This window comes from Candidatus Rubrimentiphilum sp., assembly GCA_035710515.1.
Classification (GTDB): domain Bacteria; phylum Vulcanimicrobiota; class Vulcanimicrobiia; order Vulcanimicrobiales; family Vulcanimicrobiaceae; genus Rubrimentiphilum.
On the sequence record DASTDE010000001.1, the window covers coordinates 402,744 to 425,245 of the forward strand.

The window sequence follows — 22,502 nt, forward strand, 5'->3', positions numbered from 1 at the left end:
TGTTGTGCCTCGGAGGAGCTAAAAGAACTATGATTATTGCAAAGCGCTTCGGCGCATGGGTGCTGACCGCGGCCCTGGCCGCCGGTTTCGTTATGGCCCCCGTGCAAGCCCAAGGGGTTAACGTCGTGGTAAACGGCGCAACCATTACTTTCGACCAGCCGCCGATCGAGCGCGCGGGCCGCGTCTTCGTTCCGCTGCGCGGCGTCTTCGAGCGGCTCGGCGCCAGCGTCGTGTTCGCCAATAACGACATCAATGCGCAAGGCAACGGCCGCAGCGTTCATCTGCACATCGGGTCGACACAGGCAACCGTAAACGGACAAGCCGTCTTTATGGACGTTGCTCCATTCCTGGTCGGCGCGCGCACGCTCGTACCGCTGCGCTTTGTCGCGCAGGCCTTGGGCGCCAGCGTAAACTGGAACCAATCGAACAATACCGTCTACATCCAGGGCAGCGGAGCCTCAACGGTAATCCCGCCTACGAACGGTTCGTTCTCGCTCACGAACAAGCGACCGGCGACGAATTCGAACACGACGGAGCCGAATATTCGTGCGTCCTTCAGCGAGCCGGTCAATCGCGACACGCTGCACGTGTACGTTGATGGGCAGGATGTCAGCGGCTCGACCGAAGCGAGCGCGAGCAGCTTCAACGTAACGCCAAGCTTCGCGCTGAATTCGGGAACGCACACGGTGCGCGTTACCGGAACGACGGTGGCCGGGGCGTCGTTCGATACGGGCTGGTCGTTTACGACAAGCGCGACCGCAACGAGCAACATCCTGAACGGAATCACTCCGCCCAACGGCAGCACGGTCGGTAGTTCGTTCACGCTAACCGGACACACGCGCGCAGGTGCGGCCGTGCATATCGCCGCGACGGCCAGCGCGACGGCGTTCGGAATCATTCCGGTCGGCACCGGCACCTTCCAAACCGACGTCACCGCAGACGGGGCCGGCAACTTCAGCGTTCCCGTCAACATCAATACGACGTCGGGCGGACGCGTCACGGTCATCATTACATCGACCCAGAGCAACGGCGCCTCGGTCTCGCGAACGCTGAACTACACGGCCGGCTAAACTGGAACGCGTCTGATGCGCGGAAGGCGCCGGGGAACCGGCGCCTTTTTCCTTAAGTGGTTCGCATGCGGATTTTGATCACCGGCGCCGCGGCGGGACTCGCCCAGCGGATCGCGGTGACCCTGGCCGAGGACGGCCACGACATCGTTTTCACGTTTCGCCCGGAGGGTACGCCGCCCGACCGGACGCTCGAATTGCTGCGCGCGGCGGGCCGCGATGCCGTCGCGTATCCGGTCGAGTTTTTGGGCGAGGAAGAAACGGTCGATGCCGCGATGCGCGCCGCGCTGAAGGAGCCGGTGGACGCGCTCGTGCACGCCGTCGGTCCGATGGTCATCAAGCGTTTCGAAGAGTCAACGCCGCAAGAATATCGCGAGATGATCGACGGCAATCTACGCAGCGCGGTGATCGCTTCCCGTGCCGTTCTGCCCGAGATGCGCGAACGCGGCTTCGGCCGGTTAGTTTTCTTCGCCCTCAATGGCTCGAGCGTCACGCGTCCGGTGCGCGGCTTGTCGCTTCACGTCGCGGCGAAAGCGGGCTTGGTTGCCTTCGCGCGTTCGCTCGCCGTCGAGGAAGCCAAGCGGGCAATCACTGTCAACGTCATCGAGCTCGGCGACATCCGGCAGAAGACAATTACGCGGCAAGAAGCGCTGACGATGACGGCCCAAAATCCGCGCGGCCGCCCCGGCACCGCCGATGACGTAGCCGGTGCGGTGCGATTTTTTCTGGAACCGGCAAATGATTTTGTCACCGGCGCGGTCCTCGCGGTTACAGGCGGGTTGACCGAACCGTACGAGCGAACCGCCAAACCCTCATGATCCACGACGATGCGAACGGGCGCCGCGCCTTCGCGCTGCCCGGCTCGACGCTGCACTACGGCCCCGACAAAACCGTTGACGTCGAGCACATCGACCTTCGATTAACTCCGGATCTCGAGCAGCGCCGCCTTGACGCCGTGTGCACGACGACAGTGCGCGCGCTCGACGAACCGGTGAGCATTCTGTCGCTGGACGCGGTGGATCTGGACGTCACGTCGGTCGAGCGCGACGGCAAGGCGCTGCGCTTCACGCCGCGGGGCGGCCGGCTCGACGTTTCTTTCGAGCCGCCGATTGCCGCCGAGCAGCAGGCGACGTTCGCAATTACGTACAGCGCCACCAAGCCACGCCATGGACTCTTTTTCGTCGAGCCGTCGGCTGAATATCCGGACAAAGTCCCCCACGCCTGGACCCAGTGCCAGGATCAAAACGCGCGCTATTGGTTTCCGTGTCTTGACTATCCGGACGAAAAACAGACGACGTCGGCCACCATCACCGTTCCGAAAGGGCAGTTCGCGTTGTCGAATGGGACGCTCGTCGAACGGCGAGACGACGGCGCGAAAACGATCTTTCGCTACAAACATGACACGCCGCATTCGACCTATCTGGTGACGATGGTCGCCGGACCATTTGTGGAAGTCGAACAGGCGGGTGCGAGCGTTCCGGTTTATTATTACGTGCTGCCGGGCCGCGAAGCCGACGGCGAACGATCGTTCGGCAAAACGCCGCAGATGGTGAACGTTTTCGAAGAGCGCCTGGCGGCGCCGTACCCGTACCCGCGGTACTCGCAGATCGCGGTCTCGGATTTTATCTTCGGCGGGATGGAAAACACAACGGCCACGACGCAGACGGATCGCACGCTGCACGACGAGCGCGCGCATCTCGATTTTTCTTCCGACCCGCTGGTGGCGCACGAACTCGCGCACCAGTGGTTCGGCGACCTGCTTACCTGCCGCGACTGGTCGCAGGCGTGGCTGAACGAAAGCTTCGCCACGTTTTTCGAGGGCGTATTTCGCGAAGCCGATCTCGGCTATGACGAATACGTGTACGACGTCTTCGAGTGGGTCAAACGTTATCTCGAAGAGGATAAGGAACGCTACCGGCGCCCGATCGTCTGCAACGACTATCGCGACCCCGTCGAACTCTTCGATCGCCATCTTTATGAAAAGGGCGGCGCCGTCTTACACATGTTGCGCGGCGAACTCGGCGAGGCGCGGTTTTGGCGGTCGATGCGCCGTTACGTGCGCGATAACAACGGCCGTAGCGTAGAGACGATCGATCTGATTCGCGCGATCGAGCAGGCCACCGGCCGCAACATGCGCGCGTTTTTCGACCGTTGGGTCTTCGGAGCCGGGCATCCGCAACTGAAGGTCGGCGCCGAATATGACGGCACGCGCCGCGTCTTGACGGTAACTATGGATCAGCTCCAAAAAGTCGATGCAGAGAATCGGGCTTTTGCATTTGACGTTGACATCGAAGTAGACGGCCGTCGCATTCGCGTTCACGTCGAGCGCGAGCATGAAACGGTGACGATCCCGCTCGATTCCGAACCTGCTCTCGTGCGGTTCGATCCCGGCGCATTCATTTTGGCAGACGTTGCCTACGCATTCGGCGTTCGTTTGGCGTCCGCGTCGCTCGCGGACGATCCGTCCGTCATAGCGCGCATCCGCGCGGGACGAGAGCTTGTAAAGGAAGGCTCAGCGCAGGCGCGATCCGCGATCGCAGCGGCGTTCGAACGCGAATCCTTCTGGGGCGTACTGGCCGAGCTGGCCGAGGCGCTCGGAAAATCGCACGCCGCGTGGGCGCGCGACGTGCTCCTCGGCGCGATGAAACACAAGCATCCCAAGGTGCGGCGCGCGGCTGCGGCCGCGCTGGGTGAGTTCAAAGACGAAGCCGCGGAAGCGCTTACTGGTCCGGCAAAGGATGATGAATCGTATTTCGTCCGGCGGGCGGCGCTGCACGCGCTGGGAAAAACGCGTGATAAGCGCGCGTTTAAGATTTTAAGCGACGCAGCCAAAGGCACGTCGTGGAACGGCGTCGTTGAATCGGGCGCGGCTGCGGGACTTGGCGAGCTGGGCGATGCGCGTGCCACCGCCGTGCTTATCGAATTGACCAAGCCGGGAAAGAACGATGCGATACGCGCTGCCGCTCTGCTTGCGTTGGCGCGTCAAGCCCAAGTGCTGGAGTCCGAACGCGCCGCCGCCGTCGACACGATCGCGCGTGCGCTGGATGATGAAAGCTTTGCAATCTTGCGCGGCGCTATTGACGCTGCCGAGCATTTGGATGACAAGCATTTTCTCCCCGCGCTGGACCGCTCGGCCGAAAATGCATTCGACGGCCGGCTGCGGCGGGACGCGGCCGAAGCCGCGCTGCGCATCCGCGAATCACAAAAAACGCCCGCGCAAGTCACCGGCTTGCGCACCGACCTCGACGCGCTTCGTGCAGAACACCGCCGGCTCCAGGAGAAGCTCGAAACCCTCTCGCGCGCTTAGTTGCGCGCCGGCCGTTTTTGTAGCGCTGCTGGCGGCCTGCGGTCACGCGAGCGCGCCGTCAAAGCCCCCGGTCGCGGCTCCGCAGCGCACTCCCGCGCCGGCGTGGGGCAGCGCCGCTAAAAGCGATCTGCAAAACACGATCCGCCAGGCTCTTTCGCCCGCGCTCGCGCGCGCCTACGACTGGAGCTGCGCCGTCATTGCTGAAGACGGAACGCTGCTGTATGACGACCACAGCACGCGTGCTGTCGTGCCGGCTTCGGCTCAGAAGTTGATCGTCGGCGACGTTGTGTTGACGCGCCTGCGTCCCCACTATCGCTTTCACACGTTGCTTGCTGCCGCGGAGGCGCCGCGCGACGGAACCATCGGCGGCGACTTGTGGCTCGTCGGCTCGGGCGATCCATCGCTGCGCAGCGACGACTTGCGCCGCGGCGTGACAAAGATGCAGTCGGCCGGACTGCGCGCCGTTACGGGCGGCGTCGCAGTTGACGGCAGCGCGCTCGCCGGCGCCGAGCTCAATCCGCATTGGAATCCCGGCGACGCCAACGAGGATTTTATGGCTGCGATCAGCGGCGTTTCGATCGACGAAGACACCGTCGAGTTCAGGATTGCGGGCACGTCGGCCGGACAGCCGGCGCAGGTGCGCATCAAACCCCAAAGTGCGGCCGTTATCTATTACGGGTCGATTGCGACCGGTAATGCCGATGACGTCATTGTCGCGGCTACGGGTACGCCCAACGTCTTTCGTTTGGCCGGCACCATTCCACCAGGTGTGCGAGAGATTTTTTACTTGCCGGTGCACGGCATCCCGCATTATGCGGGAACGGTCTTGACACGTTTTTTGCGCGACGCGCAAATTACGGTTGCGCGCGGCCCGTCCGTTCGGCGCGTTCCGCAAGACGCGGCGATCCTGTGGGATCATCCGTCGCCCGAGCTGATGCAGCTCGTCCATCACATGATGATCTTTTCCGATAACCATTTTGCCGAGCAGTTCTTGCGCGCGCTCGGCGCATCGGCCGGCGGCCCCGCCGACGACGCGACCGGATTGGCAACCGAACGTGCCGTTTTGCGCGGGAAAGGCATTCCAACTCCGGGGCTGCACCTCGTCGACGGCAGCGGTCTCTCGGATGCAAACCGCGTTGCAGCGATCACCTTGGCGCGCATTCTGGCAATGGACGATCTCTATCCGATGCTCGCTCGCGGCGGTCTGGACGGAACCCTGAAGTGGTATCACTTCGCGCAAGCAAATGGGCGCGTGCGCGCCAAGAGCGGCCACCTTTCGTCGGTCTCGTCGCTCGCGGGCTACGTCAACACGCGCCGCCACGGGCGCGTCGTCTTCGCATTCCTGATCAATGGGCCACCCGACCCATCCGATCGGGCCATCGTCGCGGCCGTCGATCGTATAGCGCAGCGGTGAGCGGGGTGCGCCCGGCGCAAGGAAGAAGCGGCTCCGATGGTCCCGATTAGTTTCACCCTCATCATGCGGGTTGAGATGCCGAAGAGTCCGGGCGCCTTCAGCCAGCTCGCGGCGGCCATCGGCGACGCCGGCGGCGTTATCGCCGCGGTTGACATGCGTCCGCCGGGCAAGTCTACGGTGGTGCGCGACGTCACCGTCAACGTCAGCTCCGAATCGATCGGCAGAGCGGTGCGCGAAGCGGTGGAGGCGATCGAGGGCGTCAACCTCGTCTTCGTTTCGGACAGCACGTTTTTGGCGCACCTCGGCGGCAAGATCTCGATCGACCCGAAGTTTCCGGTGAAGACGCGCCAAGATCTTTCGACCGTCTACACGCCGGGCGTTGCGCGCGTCTCGATGGCGATTGCCGCCGATCCGAGCAAGGCGTTCAATCTTACGATCAAGCGGAATTCAGTCGCCGTCGTCTCGGACGGCACTGCGGTTCTGGGATTGGGAGACATCGGTCCATTCGGCGCGCTCCCGGTGATGGAAGGCAAGGCGATGCTGTTCAAGCAGTTCGCCGGCATCGATGCGTTTCCGATCTGCTTGGACACCAAAGACGTGGACGAGATCGTCGAGACCGTCATCCACATCGCGCCGGTTTTCGGCGGCATCAATTTAGAAGACATCTCCGCGCCACGCTGCTTCGACGTGGAAGAGCGTCTAATCGAAGCGTTGGATATTCCGGTTATGCACGACGATCAACACGGCACCGCGGTCGTGATTCTGGCCGCGCTTATCAACGCGTCGCGCGTAGTCGGTAAAGAACTCAGCGAACTGCAAGTCGTCGTCGCCGGCAGCGGCGCCGCGGGCACTGCGACGATCAAGATGCTGCTCGAGGCCGGCGTGCGCGACGTGATTCCGGTCGATCGGCCCGGCGCGCTGAACCGCACCGACCGCTATGAGAATTCGCACTGGCGCTGGCTTGCCGAACATACGAACCGCGAAAACCGGCGCGGGACGCTGGCGGAGGTGCTCAAGGGCTCGGACGTCTTCATCGGCGTTTCGGCTCCCGGCATTCTGAAGCCGGAAGACATTCAAGGGATGGCGCGCGATCCGATTGTGCTGGCCATGGCCAACCCGACGCCGGAGATCATGCCCGACGTGGCCGCTCCGTTCGTCGGCGTGATCGCGACCGGACGATCGGATTTTCCGAATCAAGTGAACAATCTGCTGGCGTTTCCCGGAATCTTCCGCGGGGCGCTCGATTCGCGCGCGCGGCGCATTACGGATCGAATGAAATTGGCGGCGGCGCATGCGATTGCGTCGATTGTTGGGGAAGAATGCAGTGCGGAGTACATTCTGCCAAGCGTCTTCGACGTGCGGGTGGTAGAGGCGGTGGCCAAAGCGGTATCAGCCGCCGCTATGGAAGACGGGGTGGCCCGGCGGCACGTCGTGAGCGAAGGGGAACCGGCGCAGTGGCATTAGCGAAGATGCTCGTCATCGAAGACGACGAGGACGTCTCAAAACTTGAAACGACGGTGCTGGAACGCGCGGGCTATGAAGTGCGCTCGACGCGCAGCGGCGCCGAAGGTCTGGAGCTGGCGGACTCGTACAAGCCGGACGTCGTGATCCTGGACATCGGCTTGCCGGACATCTCCGGGCTCGACGTTTGCACCACGCTCTCGAATTCGACCAGCGCATTCATCCTTATGGTCAGCGGTCACTCGCGCGAGCAAGACGTGCTGCTCGGCTTGGGTTTAGGTGCGGACGATTACATTACCAAACCGTTTTCCGGCAACGAACTGGTGGCGCGGGTCGCGTCGTTCTTGCGGCGCCGCGAAAAGTACTTACAGAAAAAAGACGAGGCCGGCGTTCTGCAAGTCGGCAAAGCGCAATTGGTGCGCGACTTCCACACGCTGAATAACGAGGGCATCACCGTTACGCTGACCGCGCTCGAATTCCGGCTGCTGTGGTTCTTGGCGGAAGGCGAGGGACGCTTGCTGACGCGCGCGCAGATTCTAGAACAAGTGTGGAACGATACGTCGGGCGTGCCGACGCGCGTCGTGGACGTGCACATCGCGGCACTGCGCAAAAAACTTTCGGAGGTCGGTGCTCCGGTAGAGATCGCGAGCGTCCGGGGCATTGGCTACCGGCTCGACACGAAGTAACGGGCTCAAGCTCGAACCGAATGACACGCGTCCGCTCTACGTGCAGATTGCGGACCAACTTGCCGATGCCATCGAAGACGAGCGCCTGCGTCCGGGAGACCGGTTGCCGGCGATGCGCGACCTGGCGCGCGAGCTGGGCTGCGCACTTGTCACCGTTTCCCAAGCCTACGAATTACTGACGGCCCGCGGCCGCGCGCACGCGCGCGTCGGCAAGGGCACATTCGTTGCGGAGCCGGTCGATCGCCGCGAACCGTTCGCACGCCGCTGGGAGCCCGACCTCGGGCGACTGACGCGCGCCGAACGCATGGAAGGCGTGATGGAGCAATTGACCCGCGCTTCCGCGCCCGGCGCCATCACGCTGGCGACCGGACATCCCGCGCCGGAAACCTTTCCGCTGCAAGACTTCGCGCGCGCCTTTCATCGCACGCTGGTTGAAGATCCGCCCGACTTAATGCAGTACCGCGCGGCGAGCGGCGATCCCGATCTCTGTGAAACGCTGGCGGCCGCGTTGCGCACGCGGGGCTGCGCCGCGACGGCGGACGACATCATCGTTTGCTCGGGTGCGCAGCAAGCCGCGGACTTGGCCGGTACGGTTTTGTTGGAAGATCGCAGCGTCGTCGCGGCGGAAAGCCCGACCTACTCCGGCACGCTCGGCGTTTTTGATGCGCGCGGCGTTTCATATGTTGAAGTTGCCGGCGACGCGGACGGCGTGCGGCCCGACGACGTCGAGCGCGTTTTTGCCGAGTACCGACCGCGCCTGTTGTACGTCAATCCGATCGCGCAGAATCCGACGGGCGCCGTGCTTCCGGTGCGGCGTGCGAAACAAGTCGTCGCGCTGGCGCGGCGTTACGACGTCGTGATCCTCGAAGATCAAACCGGCTGGCAGCTGACGTATGACGCACCCGCTCCGTCGCCGCTGGCCGCATTCGACACGGATGGCCGCGTGATTCTCATGGAGAGTCTGTCGAAATCGATCTTCCCGGCGCTACGGATCGGGTATCTGTACTGCAAGGGCGCGGTGGCGGAGGCGCTCGAACTCGCCAAAGCTCGCACCGATGTCTTTACGTCGACGCTCACGCAACGCGCGCTCTGGCGTTTCATGAACGGGCCGGCCTATGCGCGGCATCTTCGGTCGGCGCGCGCGCTGTACCGCGAACGCCGCGATGCATTCGTCGACGCGCTCACGCAAGCGGTGCCCTGGTCGGAGTCGCGTCCGCCCGCAGCCGGGATGAACGTTTGGCTGCGGCTGCCGCCCCGCATCTCGACGCAAGCCGCCTTTGACGCGTGTGCCCGTCAAGGCGTGCTGGTGATGCCGGCGGAGCCCTTTTATCCCACGCGGCAGGGGCCGTCCGCGTTGCGCCTATCGTTCGGGCATATTCCCAGCGAGCTCGCCACAGAGGGCGTGCGCCGCCTCGGCGTGGCGCTGGAACGGGTCTAACCGGTCGAGGGGAGCGGCAGTCAAGCGCCGTAACCCAAGTCAGGTGCCCCTGCGACTCCTAGCCTTGGCGCTGACCCTCACCCTGGTCGGCGCGGCGCCCGCACTCACCGTATACTCCTCGCCCGCCGGCAATCGCATCGCCGGCGCGCCGAATTCGAATAACCCATACAATGTGATTCTGCCGAACGGCCGGACCGTTTCGCCGTTCGGAAAGAGCGTCGTGGTCGGCATGAATGCGCTGGGCGTTGCGCTGTCTCCTGACGGAAAATACGCGATCGTTAGCAACGACGACGAACGCGAGGGCGTTGCGACGAGCCGCTACTCGCCGGTGCACGGCGGCTACTCGTTAACCGTGGTCAACACCGCGACGATGCGTGTCACCGATAACTTTACCGCCAACAATGCCAAATTTTTTATCGGCGTGGCGGCGGTGCGCGATCCGGCGCACGCCGGACAGACGCTCGTGATCGCAGCCGGCGGCGGCAGCGACGTTATCTATTTCTTTCAGCTGGACGCGTCCGGAAAGCTGAAGCAAGAGCCGCCGCCGCTGCAGACGATGCCGCCCGTACCGCTGCCGTCGCATCCGCTGAACGCTAACGCGAATCATGCGTTTCCGGGCTGGATTGCGTTGTCAGCCGACCAGCGCAAAGCGTACGTCGTTAATAATCTCGGTAACGCGGTGTCGGCCGTCGATCTTGTGACCCGCTCGCTCTTGCATAACACTTCAGTCGGATACTTTCCGTATGCTGCGGCCATCGCCGGCCGCCGGCTTTACGTGACGAATCCTGGCTTGGCGCTCTATCAAAATCTGCCGCAGCCGGTGCGCTATCCGGAGTTTGCAGCCGTCGCGTCGTCGCCGGAAAATGCATCGTCGCTGAGCATCCTCAGCTTCATGCCGTCAGGTGATCTCGCTCCGCCGGCCACGCCTTCGCTGAGCCTGGACGCAACGCCCGATGGCGTGCAAAACATCGGCGGCGCCGGGCCCAGCGCAATTGCGATCTCCAAGAACGGCCGGTACGCGTACATCTGCATGACGAATGTCGACCGCCTGTCGATAGTGGATCTGTTGGGCACTCCGCATGCCGTGGGCGGCGTCGATCTGCGCCTCTTCGACAAGTCGCCGTATGGGATGCAGCCCAACGCTATCGTGCTGAGCCCGGATGGAAAACGCGCGTACGTCGCTTTGGCGGGAGTCAACGCGATCGCGGTGCTGGATGCTCGTAAGCCCGCGCAGTTACACCGCCTCGGATTGATTCAAACCGGCTGGTATCCCACGGCGCTTGCAATCTCGCGCGACGGGCGCTACCTGTTTGTTACGAATGCCAAAGGATTTGGCCAAGAACCGGGATTCGAGGGTTCGATGCCTTCACGAACCGGCGCGAACGGACACGTCTTCCAGGTTGGCGAGGACAGCAACGTCATCTGGGCCACGCTGCAGAAGATCGATCTGCTCAAGCTGCCGCTGAAAGCCACGACGCTTTCGACGCTGAAATACACCCGCGTGCCGATGCGCGCGCCCGCCAACGAGATGGTGCCGCCGCTGCGCTCCCTGACACGCAGCACGTACATCAAGCACGTGGTCTTCATTCTGCAAGAGAACAAAACGTACGATTCGATGCTCGGCGATCTGACTGACGCGCAAGGTCAGCCGTACGGCAAGGGCGATCCGTCGCTCGTATCGTTCGGTCAGGACATCACGCCGAATCTGCACGCGCTCGCACGCGAATTCGGTTTGGCCGTGAACATGTACGCCGACTCCGACGAATCCGATGCGGGTCATCAATTCGCCGCCGCCGGTATTGCCACGGCGTACTCCGAAAAGACGCTGCTCGTCAAAGGCGGGCGGTATCCGATGGTCAACAAGAATGAAGACGCCGAAGACTATCCGCGTGCCGGCTACATTTTCAACAATGCCGCGCGCGCCGGCTTGACCTATCGCGACTACGGCGACCTGGTTCGTCTCTCAGGCTACGACGAAGGCAACGCATCCGACCCGCGCGCCGACGATCCCAACTTTCGCGACGTGAACGATCAAACGGCGCCCACCAGCGGCCTCGGCGGATTGTACTCGCTGAACGTCGTCGCGCCCGCAGTTTTGCGCGATCATATCGATCTCAACTATCCCGGCTGGAATCTTCGAATTCGCGACGTCCGTCGCGCCAACGAATATATCAGCGATTTTCGCAATCACCCGATGCCCGACTTCACCTACATATGGCTGCCGGCCAACCACGGCGGAGCAGGTCCCGACATCCCGCCGCTGCCCGAAGAGGTGGCTGACGGTGACCGCGCGCTGGGCGCGATCGTCGAGTTCTTGAGCCATCAGCCCGAATGGGATTCGACCGCGATCTTTATTACGCCGGACGACGCGCAGAGTTCGCGCGACCACGTCAGCGAGCATCGTACGTACACGATCGTCGTTTCTCCGTTCGCGCGCCGACATTTCACCGGCTCGGCGCACCTATCAACCGTCAGCATCTTGAAGACGGAAGAAGAGTTGCTCGGTTTGCCGGCGCTCTCGCTGGGGGACCTACTGGCCACGGACATGGCGGATTTCTTTACGACAAGTGCAGCCGACGCGGCGCCGTACAATGCCATTCCAGTGCCTACGCAGACTGCCAGCGTGGAAGGGCGGCGCATCGCCGCGCTGCTGGCATACACCGATCAGAGCGGGCCGGATGCGGACGTGCAGCGCTCTGCACGGCTCATCGATCTCTCACGCCAAGCCGACAACTTGGCCTTGCGGCGAGCGATGCTGTCTCCCAAATACTATGAAGCCGCGCAGCAAGCACTCTACGCGGCCGCCTTGCGAGTCGTGAAATGAGCGCCGTACATTTTGGCCCGCACTTGATCTCCAGCCCCGCCGGCATGCTGCGGCGCGCGGTGATCGTGATGCCGCCGCCGGCGATCGAAAACGCCGCCCCCATTCAAGGCGAACCGAGTGCGATTCATTCGCGCGCGTGCGCCGAGTTGCGTGTTCTGGCGAAGACGTTGCGCTTCATCGGCTGCGATGTGATCGAACTGCAGAGTCATTCCGCCGACCCGTTCGCGAGCGCGGTCGTGGATGCGGCCATCGTCTTCGAGAGCGGCGCCGCAATGTTGCGCCCGTCATCGCCGGGTCGCCGTTCCGACGTGGCCTGGCTCGAAAAAGAGTTCGAAAAGCACGATGTTCCGATTGCCGCGCACATTTCGGCGCCGGGTCTGCTCGACGGCAGCGACGTTGTGCTGGTGGGCACGACGGCATTCATCGGCGTCAGCGCTCGCAGCAATGCGCTCGGACGCGAGGGCTTCGCGCGCATCGCCAAAGCGCACGGCTTTGCGGCTGTCGAGGTACGGTTGGCTGCAAACGTCCCATCGCTGCGCTCGGTCTGCGGCGTTCTTTCGGACGACGCACTCGTGATCGCGCCGGAGCGTCTCGACCGCGCCGCTTTCGCCGGCTTCAAGACGATCGCGGTCGAGCGCGGCGACGAGCTGGGCGCCGGCGTACTCAATGTTGGCCCGCACCATGTGATTGCCGACGTTCGTTTTCCGCGCGTTATCAACGCGCTGCGCGACTCGGGCACGCGCGTCGAAGCGATCGATGTCTACGATTTCGAACGCATCGGACTCACTCCCTCAACGCTGGCGGTCGATCTCAAACGTGTCTAAGCAACTGCGGATCGCGATCTTTTCGGACATCCACGGGAACCTCGCGGGGCTCGATGCATGCTTGGCCGATCTGCAAGCGCAGGGCGGCGCCGACATTCATGTAGCCGCGGGCGATTTGTGCATGGACGGCCCGAAGCCGAAGAAGGTGTTGCAGCGGCTCCAAGAGATCGGTGCGCAGTGCGTGCGCGGTAACACCGATCGTTACATCGGCGCGCAAACGGAAGAAGACATGCACGGCGCCGACCCGGCGGATCGCAAGCAAGTCGAGTGGCAGCGCAAAGAGATCGGCGAAAAATGGGTCTCATGGCTGCGCGAGTTGCCGTTTTCGCTTCGCTTTGGAGAGAAACACAACCAACTGCTGGTCGTGCACGCGAATCCGACCAACGACGACGAACATCTCTGGCCCGGCGCCGAGGATGACGTTCTTAAACGGCTCATCGGCAAGGAAGGCGCGGGAACCATTGCGTTCGGCCATCTGCACATTCCGTACGTGCGGGCGTGGCGCGGCAAGACGCTCGTAAACGTTTCGTCCGCGGGTTTGCCGAAAGACGGCGATCCGCGCGCGGGTTACGCCATTCTCACCGAACGCACCGGAGGCTGGGAAGTGCGGCACCGTCGCGCCGCGTTTGATGTGAAGAAAGTCGCGACGGCGCTGGCTGACTGCGGCATTCCCGGGAGTTCGGATTTAATCTCGACTTTGCGCCGCCACCGTTACAAACGGTTAAAATCGCTGATTCCTTGAACGGCGCGCCTAACCAAGAATTCGCGCTCGAGATTTCGGGCATCGTCAAGCGCTATGGGGACTTCACCGCCGTCGACGGCGTGTCGCTGCAGGTGCGCGCCGGCGATTTCTTTGGATTCTTGGGCCCGAACGGCGCCGGCAAGACGACGACGATCAACGCAATCGTCGGATTGGCGCGGCTGAACGCCGGCTCGATTCGCGTCTTCGGCTACGACAACGCCACGCAGTGGCGCGAAGCGCGGCGCTGTATCGGCCTTGCTCCGCAGGAATACAACTTCGATCGCTATCTCTCGATTCGCGATATTTTGATATACCAAGCGGGGTATTTCGGCATTCGCGCGCGAGAGGTTACGGAGCGTGCGGACGAGCTGCTCGATCGGTTCGGCCTCGCTTCCAAGGCGAAACTGGATTACATGAAGCTCTCGGGCGGTCAGAAGCGACGCCTGACGCTGGCGCGAGCGCTGATCAATTCGCCGCGGCTGCTGATTTTAGACGAACCTACCGCGGGCGTCGACGTCGAGTTGCGTTTGGAGCTCTGGGACCTCTTGCGCAAGCTCAACGGCGAGGGCATGACGGTTTTCCTGACGACGCATTACTTGGAGGAGGCCGAAGCGCTCTGCCGCGACGTCGGGATCATTCGCGCAGGAAAACTGGTTGCGCTGGAGCCGACGCACGAGCTGCTCGCCCGTAAGGGCAAGGGCTTGCAAGAGGTTTTCCTGGATCTGACACGATCCGGCTCGACGGAGCCCGTGCTATGAACACCGTCGGGATGTTCACGCTGATGAAGCGCGAGATGGTGCGCAGCCTCAAGATCATCAATCAGGTAATTTGGCCGCCGATGATCACCACGGCGCTCTACGTTTTCGTGTTCGGCGTGGCGCTGGGCAGCCGCGTGAAGGCGCCGCATGGCATGTCGTATTCGGTCTTCCTTATTCCGGGGCTCATCATGCTGCAAGTCATCGACTCGTCTTACGGCGAGTGCAGCAGTTCGGTCTTCCAAGCGCGATTCATGAATTGGATCCAGGAGATGCTCATCGCGCCGATGTCGGCGTATGAGATCGTCTTCGGCTATATCTTGGGCAGCATCGTGCGCGCGTTGTTGATCGCGTGCCTCATTATGGGGCTCGGGTTTGCGTTAGTGCACACGCTGCCGCATGACTGGCCGCTGTATTTCGGCGTGATTATCGACGTAGGGTTGTTGTTCTCGGCGCTCGGAGTGATCTTCGGACTCATGGCCGAGAAGTTCGACCATCTGGCCGTGCTAACGACGTTTGCGATTACGCCGCTCGTCTTTGTGGGAAGCGCGTTCACGCCGGCGCAGTTCTTGCCGCCGAGCATCTTGCGCTTCGAATACTTCAATCCGATGTTTTACGCGATCGATGCGTTCCGTTACAGCTATACGAATGCGGGCTACTTGCCGCTGTGGCTCTCCCTCACGGTTATAACGGGCCTGGCAGTTCTTGCGCTATCGATTGCATTACGGATGGCACTTGTTGGGTACAAACTACGAACATAGTTGTCATCGTGAATATGATTGTCATCGTGAATATGATTGTCATCGTGAGGTATCGAGTCCTGAGCCCGGGTCGAAGGGGCGCGAGCCGCAGCGAGCGGCCCTGAGCGAAGCGAAGGGAAACCACTAAATGCTATTTGCGCTTATTACCGTCTTGCTCTCAGCCTGGCATGGCCCCGCGTTGCCTTCCGCCCCGATCGGCAATTATGTTGCGTCATGGTCTATGAGCGTCCATGGCGTTCCTAACGAGCGAGTTGACTTGCGAGCCGATGGCGTTTCGAAAGGCTGGATCGCTGCTTTTTGTACGCCAACCCTATGCGCACCGTTTAGAAAAACGTTAGTGCTTGACAGCCATGGATCGGCACGCCTGCAATTCGACCTCGTCCGCTCGGATCGAAAGGCTCCGCCTCACACGAAGGTTACGATTCGGGCGAATAACCGAGCCGTCGCACACGCCTCACGCTGAGCTGAATCGCTCAGATACAGTTTAGGCTATCAGGTGCGGCTAGCAGTAACTTAGCGAGAACCTGAGGCGTGAGGTCCAGACGCAAGTAGGTCGGGTCTCCGGAAAGCGTTTCCTCCGGAACCCGCAACGTAACTTGGACGAAACGTGCGGCACCCGAAGGCCAAACCACCTTTAACAGATTTGGCGGATTAGGGTTTTCGTACTCGTAATTGCTAGCGTAGTATGCTGTCCCATCATCTTCGACGGTAGTTGTCGTCGCTTCAACCTTTTGGAGGTCAACAGCAGCGCCGCAGTTCAGTGAGCCTACAACGCGGAAAAATGTGACAGCAAAGCCTTTTGGTTTAAACCCGGCGACGAGCATGGGTGTGAGCGGGTCGCCAATCACCATTTGGAGGTCGTCATGGAGTTGTCGTTGGAGACCCGGCAAAAGAACCACGTAGGAATTCCACCCACAGGTGGCGCGTCGCATATCGGAGATGCTAACCCCGTAATGATATGCACCGTTGGGAATATCGAAATGAAACTTGCGCTTGGCAATAGCTGCGGATGAGCCGCTTACGGAAACAGAAAAAACCCCAGGGCCGTCAACCTGATGCCCCGAGACGTTCAGCTTGACGGTAGTGTTCGCTGGAAATGAACACGAGAAAGAAAGAACCAGATGCGCTAATGGCTCGCTCGCTACTGCCGCGCCTCTCGCGTGACCACTAGACAATGACAGTACGATCAACAATAGAGCCGTAGTACGCATTCTAGGTATTTTCGAAAAACGGGTTGTGCGCTTTCTCCCATTGCACTTTGCTCGGCGGCCCGTGTCCCGGCATGAGGACGGTGTCATCCGGTAGCGTAAAGATCTTCGAGCGCACGCTGTTGAGGATGTCCTCGTAGGTCGAAGCGTCGCCGTACGCGCCGCCGACGCTACCCGCAAAAAGTGTGTCTCCCGTGAAGAGCGTCGATTTGAAGAGATACGACGACGAGCCGTCGGTATGGCCCGGCGTGTGGAGTAGCCGAATACGCACGTCGCCGAAGGGCAACTCCTCGCCGTCCTTCACTAACAGCGCCGTGCTCGCGAGCGAGCCGATCGCGTGGACGTCCGCTTTGTGCATGACGATTTTTGCGCGCGGAAAACTTGCGGCGACGTCGGCGGTCGCGTCGCAATGATCCGCGTGCTTGTGCGTGACGAAAATGTATTCCAAATGGTACGCGCCGTCGCGCAGAATGCGGAGCAGGTTTGCCGGCAAGCCGGCCGGGTCGACCAGCGCAGCGCGCTTTCCGCCGTCCAAAAAGAAGACGTAGCCATTGCTGGGATGCGGGTGCTGCGGATGGTGACGCACGTCCGGCAGCATGATGGGATCGGGGTGCCAGCGCACCGCCGCCGCGTCGGCCAGCTTTCCGGGATCGAGCTTTAAAGGTGCCGCCAGCGCGCGGGCTTGCTCGTCGGTGGGCACGCCCTGCCCGCGGCGCCATGCGTCAATCTCGGCGGCCTGCAAGCCCGTCGCGCGGGCCAATCCGGAGGCGCTGGCTCGCGTTCCGCGCATCGCCTTGGTCAGGACGTCGCAGAATTCGTCCTCGAGCGGCATGGAAATCGGCTTCTGCGCGCCGGGGCCCGGCGCCCGTCGCAACCGGAGGCCACAAGCGGGCGGTCGAAACGAGCGGCATGGAACGCGTCATCATCATCGGATCGGGCCCGGCCGGGCTCACGGCCGCCATTTACGCGGCGCGCGCGAATCTGCGCCCGCTGGTGCTCGCGGGCGGCATGTACGGCGGCCAGCTGATGCTGACGACCGACGTCGAGAATTATCCAGGCTTCCCCGACGGCATCATGGGTCCGGACTTGATGATCAAGTTCCGCGAACAGGCCGAACGCTTTGGCGCGCGGATCGAAAACGTCGACGTGATTTCGGTCGATTTTCAGTCGCGTCCGCTCATCGTGCGCACCGCGGAGGCCGAATTCAAAGCCAAGAGCGTTATCGTCGCGACCGGCGCGAACGCGCGCTGGCTGAACATTCCGGGCGAAGAAAAACTGCGCGGGCGCGGGATATCCACATGCGCCACGTGTGACGGCGCTTTCTTTCGCGAGAAGCATATCGTTGTGGTCGGCGGCGGCGACTCGGCGATGGAAGAAGCGCTGTTCCTAACGCGCTTCGGTTACAAAGTCACCGTCATCCATCGGCGCGACACGCTGCGTGCGAGCAAAATCATGGCCGATCGCGCTTTCGGGCACGATAAGATTTCGTTCATTTGGAACACGGCGGTAGAGGAAGCGATTGGCGACGAAAAATTACGTGCGCTGAAACTGAAGAACCTAGTGGACGGAACGCGCACCGAACTCGAGGCGGACGCGCTGTTCATCGCGATCGGACACGATCCGAATACCGAGATTTTCAAGGGTCAGCTCGATCTCGACAAAATGGGCTACATCGTCGCGGCCGACGGCGTATCAACTAACGTCGAAGGCGTCTTTGTAGCGGGCGATGTCAACGATATCCGCTACAAACAGGCCGTCACCGCGGCGGGTGCCGGATGCCGCGCGGCCATGGACGCCGAGAAATACCTGGAAGCGCTCGAGTTTCCGATAGAAGAAGCGATCGCCTAAGAGCCCTTCGGCTGCGCCTCAGGGCCGCTCGCTTACGCTCGCGGTCCTTCGATACCTCAGGATGACACGTTGCCTCACGATGACACGTTGCCTCAGGATGACACGTTGCCTCACGATGACAGTTGGTTAGTTCCAGGCTGTCATGACAAAAAACGTGCGCTTGTTCTTGACGCTCATTGGGCCGGTCGGCGTACCGCACTGCACGACGTAGGCTCCCGGCAATTTTGAAGGCTGCGGTGCCGAGCACACGATGTTGCCGTCGCAGTAGTACGGGTAATTCGCGATGACCGTTCCGGTACCGGCGCTGCACATGATTCCGCTGCCGCCCGCGACCTGATAGCGCCACGGCTTGTTGCCCTTCCACCCTTTGTTCATGGGTAAGGGTTTGGTCAGGTTAATGACCGTGCCGGTATTGGCCGCAAGATCTTGCGGACAGTTCACGACTTTGTTCGAGACAAAGAAACACGGATCCATGATGTTGTTGCCGACCATGCAGCGATACGCGTTCGCGCTCGACGACGCGATTGACCCGGTCCAGCAATAACCATTAACGGCTTTGCCTGAGGCCTTCATGCCGGCGGCTTTATAAGTTATCATCTGCGTTTTTGCCGGCGAGGCGCCGGCGAGGTGAAACGCCAGGAGCGCTACTACAAGAACGATTGCGGCCGCGAGTACGTATTTCATGCGATTTCCTCTTAGTGCGTCCCCTCGTTACCTCGGGGTCCTTCGATACCTCAGGATGACAATAATTCCTTAAGCGCTGATTCGAGTGTCGGATACTTGAAAGTAAAGCCTTCTGCCTGCGCGCGTTCGGGAAGCACGCGCTGGCCCTGAAGCGCTACCTCGGCACCTTCCCCCAGCATCATTTTCAACGCAAAATTCGGCACCGGCAGAGCGGCCGGACGGTGCAGCCCACTTCCGAGAGCCTCGGTGAAGTCCTTATTGCGCACGGGATTGGGTGCGGTTCCGTTGGCCGCGCCGTCGAGTTTGTCGATGGCAAGCAGATAGATACCGACGAGATCGTCGATATGAATCCACGAGTACCATTGGTTGCCGCTTCCCAAGCGCCCGCCGGTCCCGCTCTTGAAGATCGGCAGAATCTTCGCGAACACACCGCCGTCGCGCCCGAGCGCCAGGCCGTTGCGAACGCAGGCCACGCGCATTCCGTAATCCCGACCGCGTTTCGCCACACTCTCCCACTCTTCGCAGACCTGCGCCAGAAAATCCATGCCGCACGGGCTGCTTTCGGTGAACGTACCGTCCTCGCTCGTTCCGTAATAGCCGATGGCGGAGGCCGAAATGTAGGCTTGGGGCTTTGGTTCGACGTGCTCGAGCGCATCGAAGAATTTCGAAGGAAGCGTGGTGCGGCTCTCGCGGATCTTGCGTTTGACGTCGGAATTCCAGCGCTGTGCGATCGGTTCACCCGCCAGGTTGACGATCGCGTCCATCCCGCCCGCCGCCGCCGCGGCGGCATGCGGCTCGCGCATTGATGCCGCCCGCACGTCGTCGCCGCGCGCTCGTAAGGCGGCCACCAAGTGGCTGCCGATGAAGCCGCTAGCGCCGAAGACGGCGATGCGCATCAAATACCGCCTATAAATCTCCCGGGATTAAGCGTTCCATGAGGGTCGAAGCGCGCCTTCAACGCGCGCATTTTTTCGATACCCGGCGGGACGGCGCCCCACGGTTCGAACGAAGCACGCGCCGCCGAGTCGCCGGCCACGATGGCGCAGCGCGGCTCGAGTTCGCGCAGCTCGGCATGGCACGTAGCAATCTTTTCGCTGAAGCGGGTCGCGTCGCGCTCGCTCGCTCGCACGAACACGTCGCCGTTCATCACGTCGAACAACACGTCGGTGAAGAGCTCGTGGCGGTTGCATGCGTCGCGCAGTCTGACGGCGCGCTCCTCAACCGTGCCGGGCAAACCGAAGAGCCGGTAGGTGATGGAGCGTCCGCGTTTATTGGCGATGCATGCGTCCAGTGTACGGTCGAAACTCTCAGACGCGCCGGTATCGATGATCGTGGTTTCGGGCACGCCGGCTTTTCCGAGCGCCGAACGCGCGTCGAGCGTGGCGCGCTCCAGCAGCTCTTCGGTTCCTTCGAAGTACAGAAGGACGCGACCGTCGATGTCGTCGGACCCATCGACGTTTTTTCCGAAGCCTTCCACACAGAACGCTGCGGCAGGTACAACGGCCATCGACGCGATCTGGGCAATCGCGCGCGGGCGCGTGGCTTCAGGCAGCGGGGCGATGAGAGCGCGCCGCTTCTTTGGAATGGGAAGCGTCTTAAAATTCAGGTGCGTGAAGACCGCAAGTGTTCCGAACGAACCGATGTAGAGTTTGTCCATGTTGTAGCCGCTGACGTTTTTCACGACCATGCCGCCTGCGGATGCCAGCGTGCCGTCCGCGAGGCAGACTTGCGAACCGATTACGAAGTCACGCGCGCGTCCATAGAAATGGCGGCGCGGCCCGGGCCAGCCTGCGGCGAGCGATCCGCCAATGGTCGCTTTCTTACGCAGCGGAACGTCGATCGGAACAAACTGACCGTGCTTGGCTAGCGCCTCGTTGAGATGCGCGACGCGCATTCCGCTTTGCGCCGAACAGGTAAGGTCGGCGGATTCGTGCGCAAGCATTTTGTTGAGTCCGGTGGTAGCGATAGAGACGTCCGCGCGCGGCAAGGCAGGTCCCATTCCTGCCAGCGTCTTGCCGCCCTCGATCAGAACTTTCAATCCCTCGCGATCGCAACGCTCGAGCGTTTCGCGCAAGGCGTCAATCGATTTGACGATCATTGGACCTCCGCGCAGCCGATACCGGCCGGGAAGATCTTCTCAGGATTGAGCCGCCGCTTGGGATCGAAGACTTCGCGCACGCGCGACATTGTCGCGAGATCGTCGGTGGAGAAGATGCGCCGCAGCGTATCGCGTTTCTCGTAGCCGATGCCGTGCTCGCCACTAATGGTGCCGCCGAGGTCGACCGCCGCTCCCAATATCTGATTGCCCGCCTCGATTACCGCCGCGACTTGCTTGGGATCGCCACGATCGTACATCAGGAGCGGATGCAGGTTGCCGTCGCCGGCGTGGAAGACGTTGCCGGCGATAATCCCTTGCGGTTCGCAGGCATCCGCGACCGCTTGCAGCGCCTGCGGCAGTTTGGTGCGCGGCACGACGACGTCTTGAATGTAGTAGTTCGGCGCAATGCGCCCGGTTGCGCCCAACGCGCCCTTGCGCCCGGCCCAAAGCGCGTCTCGCTCGGCTTCGGATTTTGCGGCGCGCCACGTGGTTGCGTGATGCTCCTTCACGACGCGGCTAATCTCACTCTCGTGTAAGTTCATCTCGTCTTCGAAGCCGGCGCTTTCAATTAACAGAACCGCGGCCGCGTCCGTGGGATAGCCGGCGTGAAAGGCAGCTTCGATCGCGGGCAGCATGACTTGATCCATCATCTCGAGCGCAGTCGGAATAATGCCGGCTCCGATGATTCCCGTGACGGCGGCCGAGGCGGCGTGGACGTCGTCGAAGGCGGCGAGCCACACACGGACGGTTTCCGGCTGGCGCAGCAAACGCACCCAGGCGGACGTCACGATGCCGAGCGTACCTTCGCTGCCGACCAGCACGCCGGTGAGGTCGTAGCCGATGTCATCCAGCGACGTGAGAATCACATCGCCGTTTTCGTCGACAATCTCGAGCTCGAGGACGTGATTTACGGTTGTGCCGTACGAAAGACAGTGCGGACCGCCGGCGTTCGTGCCGATGTTGCCGCCGATCGTTGAGACTTTTTGCGAGGACGGATCGGGCGCGTAGAACATGCCGGCCTTCGCAACATGTTTTGAAAGGTCAAGGTTGATGAGACCCGGCTGCACGCGGGCGCGGCGATTACGCGCGTCCACTTCAAGGACGCGATTCATTCGCGCAAAGCTGAAGATGACGCCACCGCGCGCGGGAATCGCGCCGCCGCACAAACCGGTGCCGGCGCCGCGCGGAATAACCGGTTCGCCGCAATCGTTGGCGATTTTCACGGCCGCAGCGACTTCTCGCGTCGAAGCCGGCAGTACAACAGCGGCCGGCATCACGCCCTGCGAGTATGCGTCGAAGGCGTAGACGGCGAGATCTTCGGGCGCGGTTTTGACGGCATCCGTGCCGAGGGCCTCAATCAGCCGTTGCTGCAGCATCGGCTGGAC

At 62.1% G+C, this 22,502-nt stretch carries 19 protein-coding genes; 13 read left to right on the plus strand and 6 right to left on the minus strand.

All coding sequences use genetic code 11. From position 1 onward, the window contains the following. Nucleotides 1-29: 29 nt before the first annotated feature. From VFO29_02020 to VFO29_02075, 12 genes are all read left to right on the plus strand, one after another. Nucleotides 30-1,070: a stalk domain-containing protein gene (locus tag VFO29_02020; GenBank protein ID HET9392289.1), complete on the plus strand. Its 1,041-nt coding sequence runs from the start codon at nt 30-32 to the stop codon at nt 1,068-1,070. 65 nt (nt 1,071-1,135) lie between these two features. Next, on the plus strand, nt 1,136-1,885 hold the full coding sequence (locus VFO29_02025) for an SDR family oxidoreductase (protein HET9392290.1): 750 nt from the start codon (nt 1,136-1,138) through the stop codon (nt 1,883-1,885). Continuing rightward, entirely contained in the window at nt 1,882-4,374 is a 2,493-nt protein-coding gene (locus tag VFO29_02030; GenBank protein HET9392291.1) for a M1 family metallopeptidase, read from the plus strand. Before VFO29_02025 ends, VFO29_02030 begins: the two co-directional genes overlap by 4 nt. Further along, complete coding sequence (gene dacB, locus VFO29_02035; protein HET9392292.1) at nt 4,322-5,788, plus strand: D-alanyl-D-alanine carboxypeptidase/D-alanyl-D-alanine-endopeptidase; 1,467 nt, start codon at nt 4,322-4,324, stop codon at nt 5,786-5,788. Before VFO29_02030 ends, dacB begins: the two co-directional genes overlap by 53 nt. Before the next feature lie 36 nt (nt 5,789-5,824). Continuing rightward, entirely contained in the window at nt 5,825-7,252 is a 1,428-nt protein-coding gene (locus tag VFO29_02040; protein ID HET9392293.1) for an NAD-dependent malic enzyme, read from the plus strand. Continuing rightward, entirely contained in the window at nt 7,243-7,935 is a 693-nt protein-coding gene (locus VFO29_02045) for a response regulator transcription factor (GenBank protein ID HET9392294.1), read from the plus strand. Before VFO29_02040 ends, VFO29_02045 begins: the two co-directional genes overlap by 10 nt. Further along, a complete protein-coding gene (locus VFO29_02050; GenBank protein HET9392295.1) occupies nt 7,910-9,373 on the plus strand; it encodes a PLP-dependent aminotransferase family protein in 1,464 nt (487 codons plus the stop codon). Before VFO29_02045 ends, VFO29_02050 begins: the two co-directional genes overlap by 26 nt. Before the next feature lie 43 nt (nt 9,374-9,416). Beyond that, entirely contained in the window at nt 9,417-12,197 is a 2,781-nt protein-coding gene (locus tag VFO29_02055) for a bifunctional YncE family protein/alkaline phosphatase family protein (GenBank protein ID HET9392296.1), read from the plus strand. Then, the gene (locus VFO29_02060; protein HET9392297.1) at nt 12,194-13,021 is read left to right on the plus strand and encodes a hypothetical protein; all 828 of its coding nucleotides are present in this window, start codon (nt 12,194-12,196) and stop codon (nt 13,019-13,021) included. The genes VFO29_02055 and VFO29_02060 overlap by 4 nt, the downstream gene beginning before the upstream one ends. Further along, nucleotides 13,014-13,763 carry a metallophosphoesterase family protein gene (locus VFO29_02065; GenBank protein HET9392298.1) on the plus strand — a complete coding sequence of 250 codons (750 nt, stop codon included), beginning with the start codon at nt 13,014-13,016 and terminating at the stop codon, nt 13,761-13,763. Before VFO29_02060 ends, VFO29_02065 begins: the two co-directional genes overlap by 8 nt. After that, complete coding sequence (locus tag VFO29_02070; protein HET9392299.1) at nt 13,760-14,521, plus strand: ABC transporter ATP-binding protein; 762 nt, start codon at nt 13,760-13,762, stop codon at nt 14,519-14,521. Before VFO29_02065 ends, VFO29_02070 begins: the two co-directional genes overlap by 4 nt. Next, entirely contained in the window at nt 14,518-15,279 is a 762-nt protein-coding gene (locus VFO29_02075) for an ABC transporter permease (protein HET9392300.1), read from the plus strand. The genes VFO29_02070 and VFO29_02075 overlap by 4 nt, the downstream gene beginning before the upstream one ends. Before the next feature lie 473 nt (nt 15,280-15,752). Here VFO29_02075 and VFO29_02080 read toward each other — a convergent pair whose 3' ends face one another. Next, complete coding sequence (locus VFO29_02080) at nt 15,753-16,490, minus strand: hypothetical protein (GenBank protein HET9392301.1); 738 nt, start codon at nt 16,488-16,490, stop codon at nt 15,753-15,755. A 1-nt stretch (nt 16,491) separates the two neighbouring features. Continuing rightward, nucleotides 16,492-17,319, minus strand: a complete 828-nt coding sequence (locus tag VFO29_02085) for an MBL fold metallo-hydrolase (GenBank protein HET9392302.1) — start codon at nt 17,317-17,319, stop codon at nt 16,492-16,494. A 77-nt stretch (nt 17,320-17,396) separates the two neighbouring features. On the opposite strand from VFO29_02085, the gene trxB reads away from it, so the two are divergent. After that, nucleotides 17,397-18,335, plus strand: coding sequence for a thioredoxin-disulfide reductase (gene trxB / locus VFO29_02090; protein HET9392303.1), 939 nt, complete (start codon nt 17,397-17,399; stop codon nt 18,333-18,335). A 126-nt stretch (nt 18,336-18,461) separates the two neighbouring features. On the opposite strand, the gene VFO29_02095 is transcribed toward trxB, so the two are convergent. Genes VFO29_02095 through VFO29_02110 form a run of 4 tightly spaced genes read right to left on the minus strand, consistent with a single transcriptional unit; the run spans nt 18,462 to nt 22,493 of the window. Further along, nucleotides 18,462-19,019, minus strand: a complete 558-nt coding sequence (locus VFO29_02095) for a hypothetical protein (GenBank protein HET9392304.1) — start codon at nt 19,017-19,019, stop codon at nt 18,462-18,464. Nucleotides 19,020-19,069: 50 nt separating this feature from the next. Further along, on the minus strand, nt 19,070-19,915 hold the full coding sequence (locus VFO29_02100; GenBank protein ID HET9392305.1) for a TIGR01777 family oxidoreductase: 846 nt from the start codon (nt 19,913-19,915) through the stop codon (nt 19,070-19,072). Beyond that, the gene (locus tag VFO29_02105; GenBank protein ID HET9392306.1) at nt 19,915-21,117 is read right to left on the minus strand and encodes an FAD-binding oxidoreductase; all 1,203 of its coding nucleotides are present in this window, start codon (nt 21,115-21,117) and stop codon (nt 19,915-19,917) included. The genes VFO29_02100 and VFO29_02105 overlap by 1 nt, the downstream gene beginning before the upstream one ends. Next, the gene (locus VFO29_02110; GenBank protein ID HET9392307.1) at nt 21,114-22,493 is read right to left on the minus strand and encodes an FAD-linked oxidase C-terminal domain-containing protein; all 1,380 of its coding nucleotides are present in this window, start codon (nt 22,491-22,493) and stop codon (nt 21,114-21,116) included. The genes VFO29_02105 and VFO29_02110 overlap by 4 nt, the downstream gene beginning before the upstream one ends. Between the last annotated feature and the right edge of the window lie 9 nt (nt 22,494-22,502).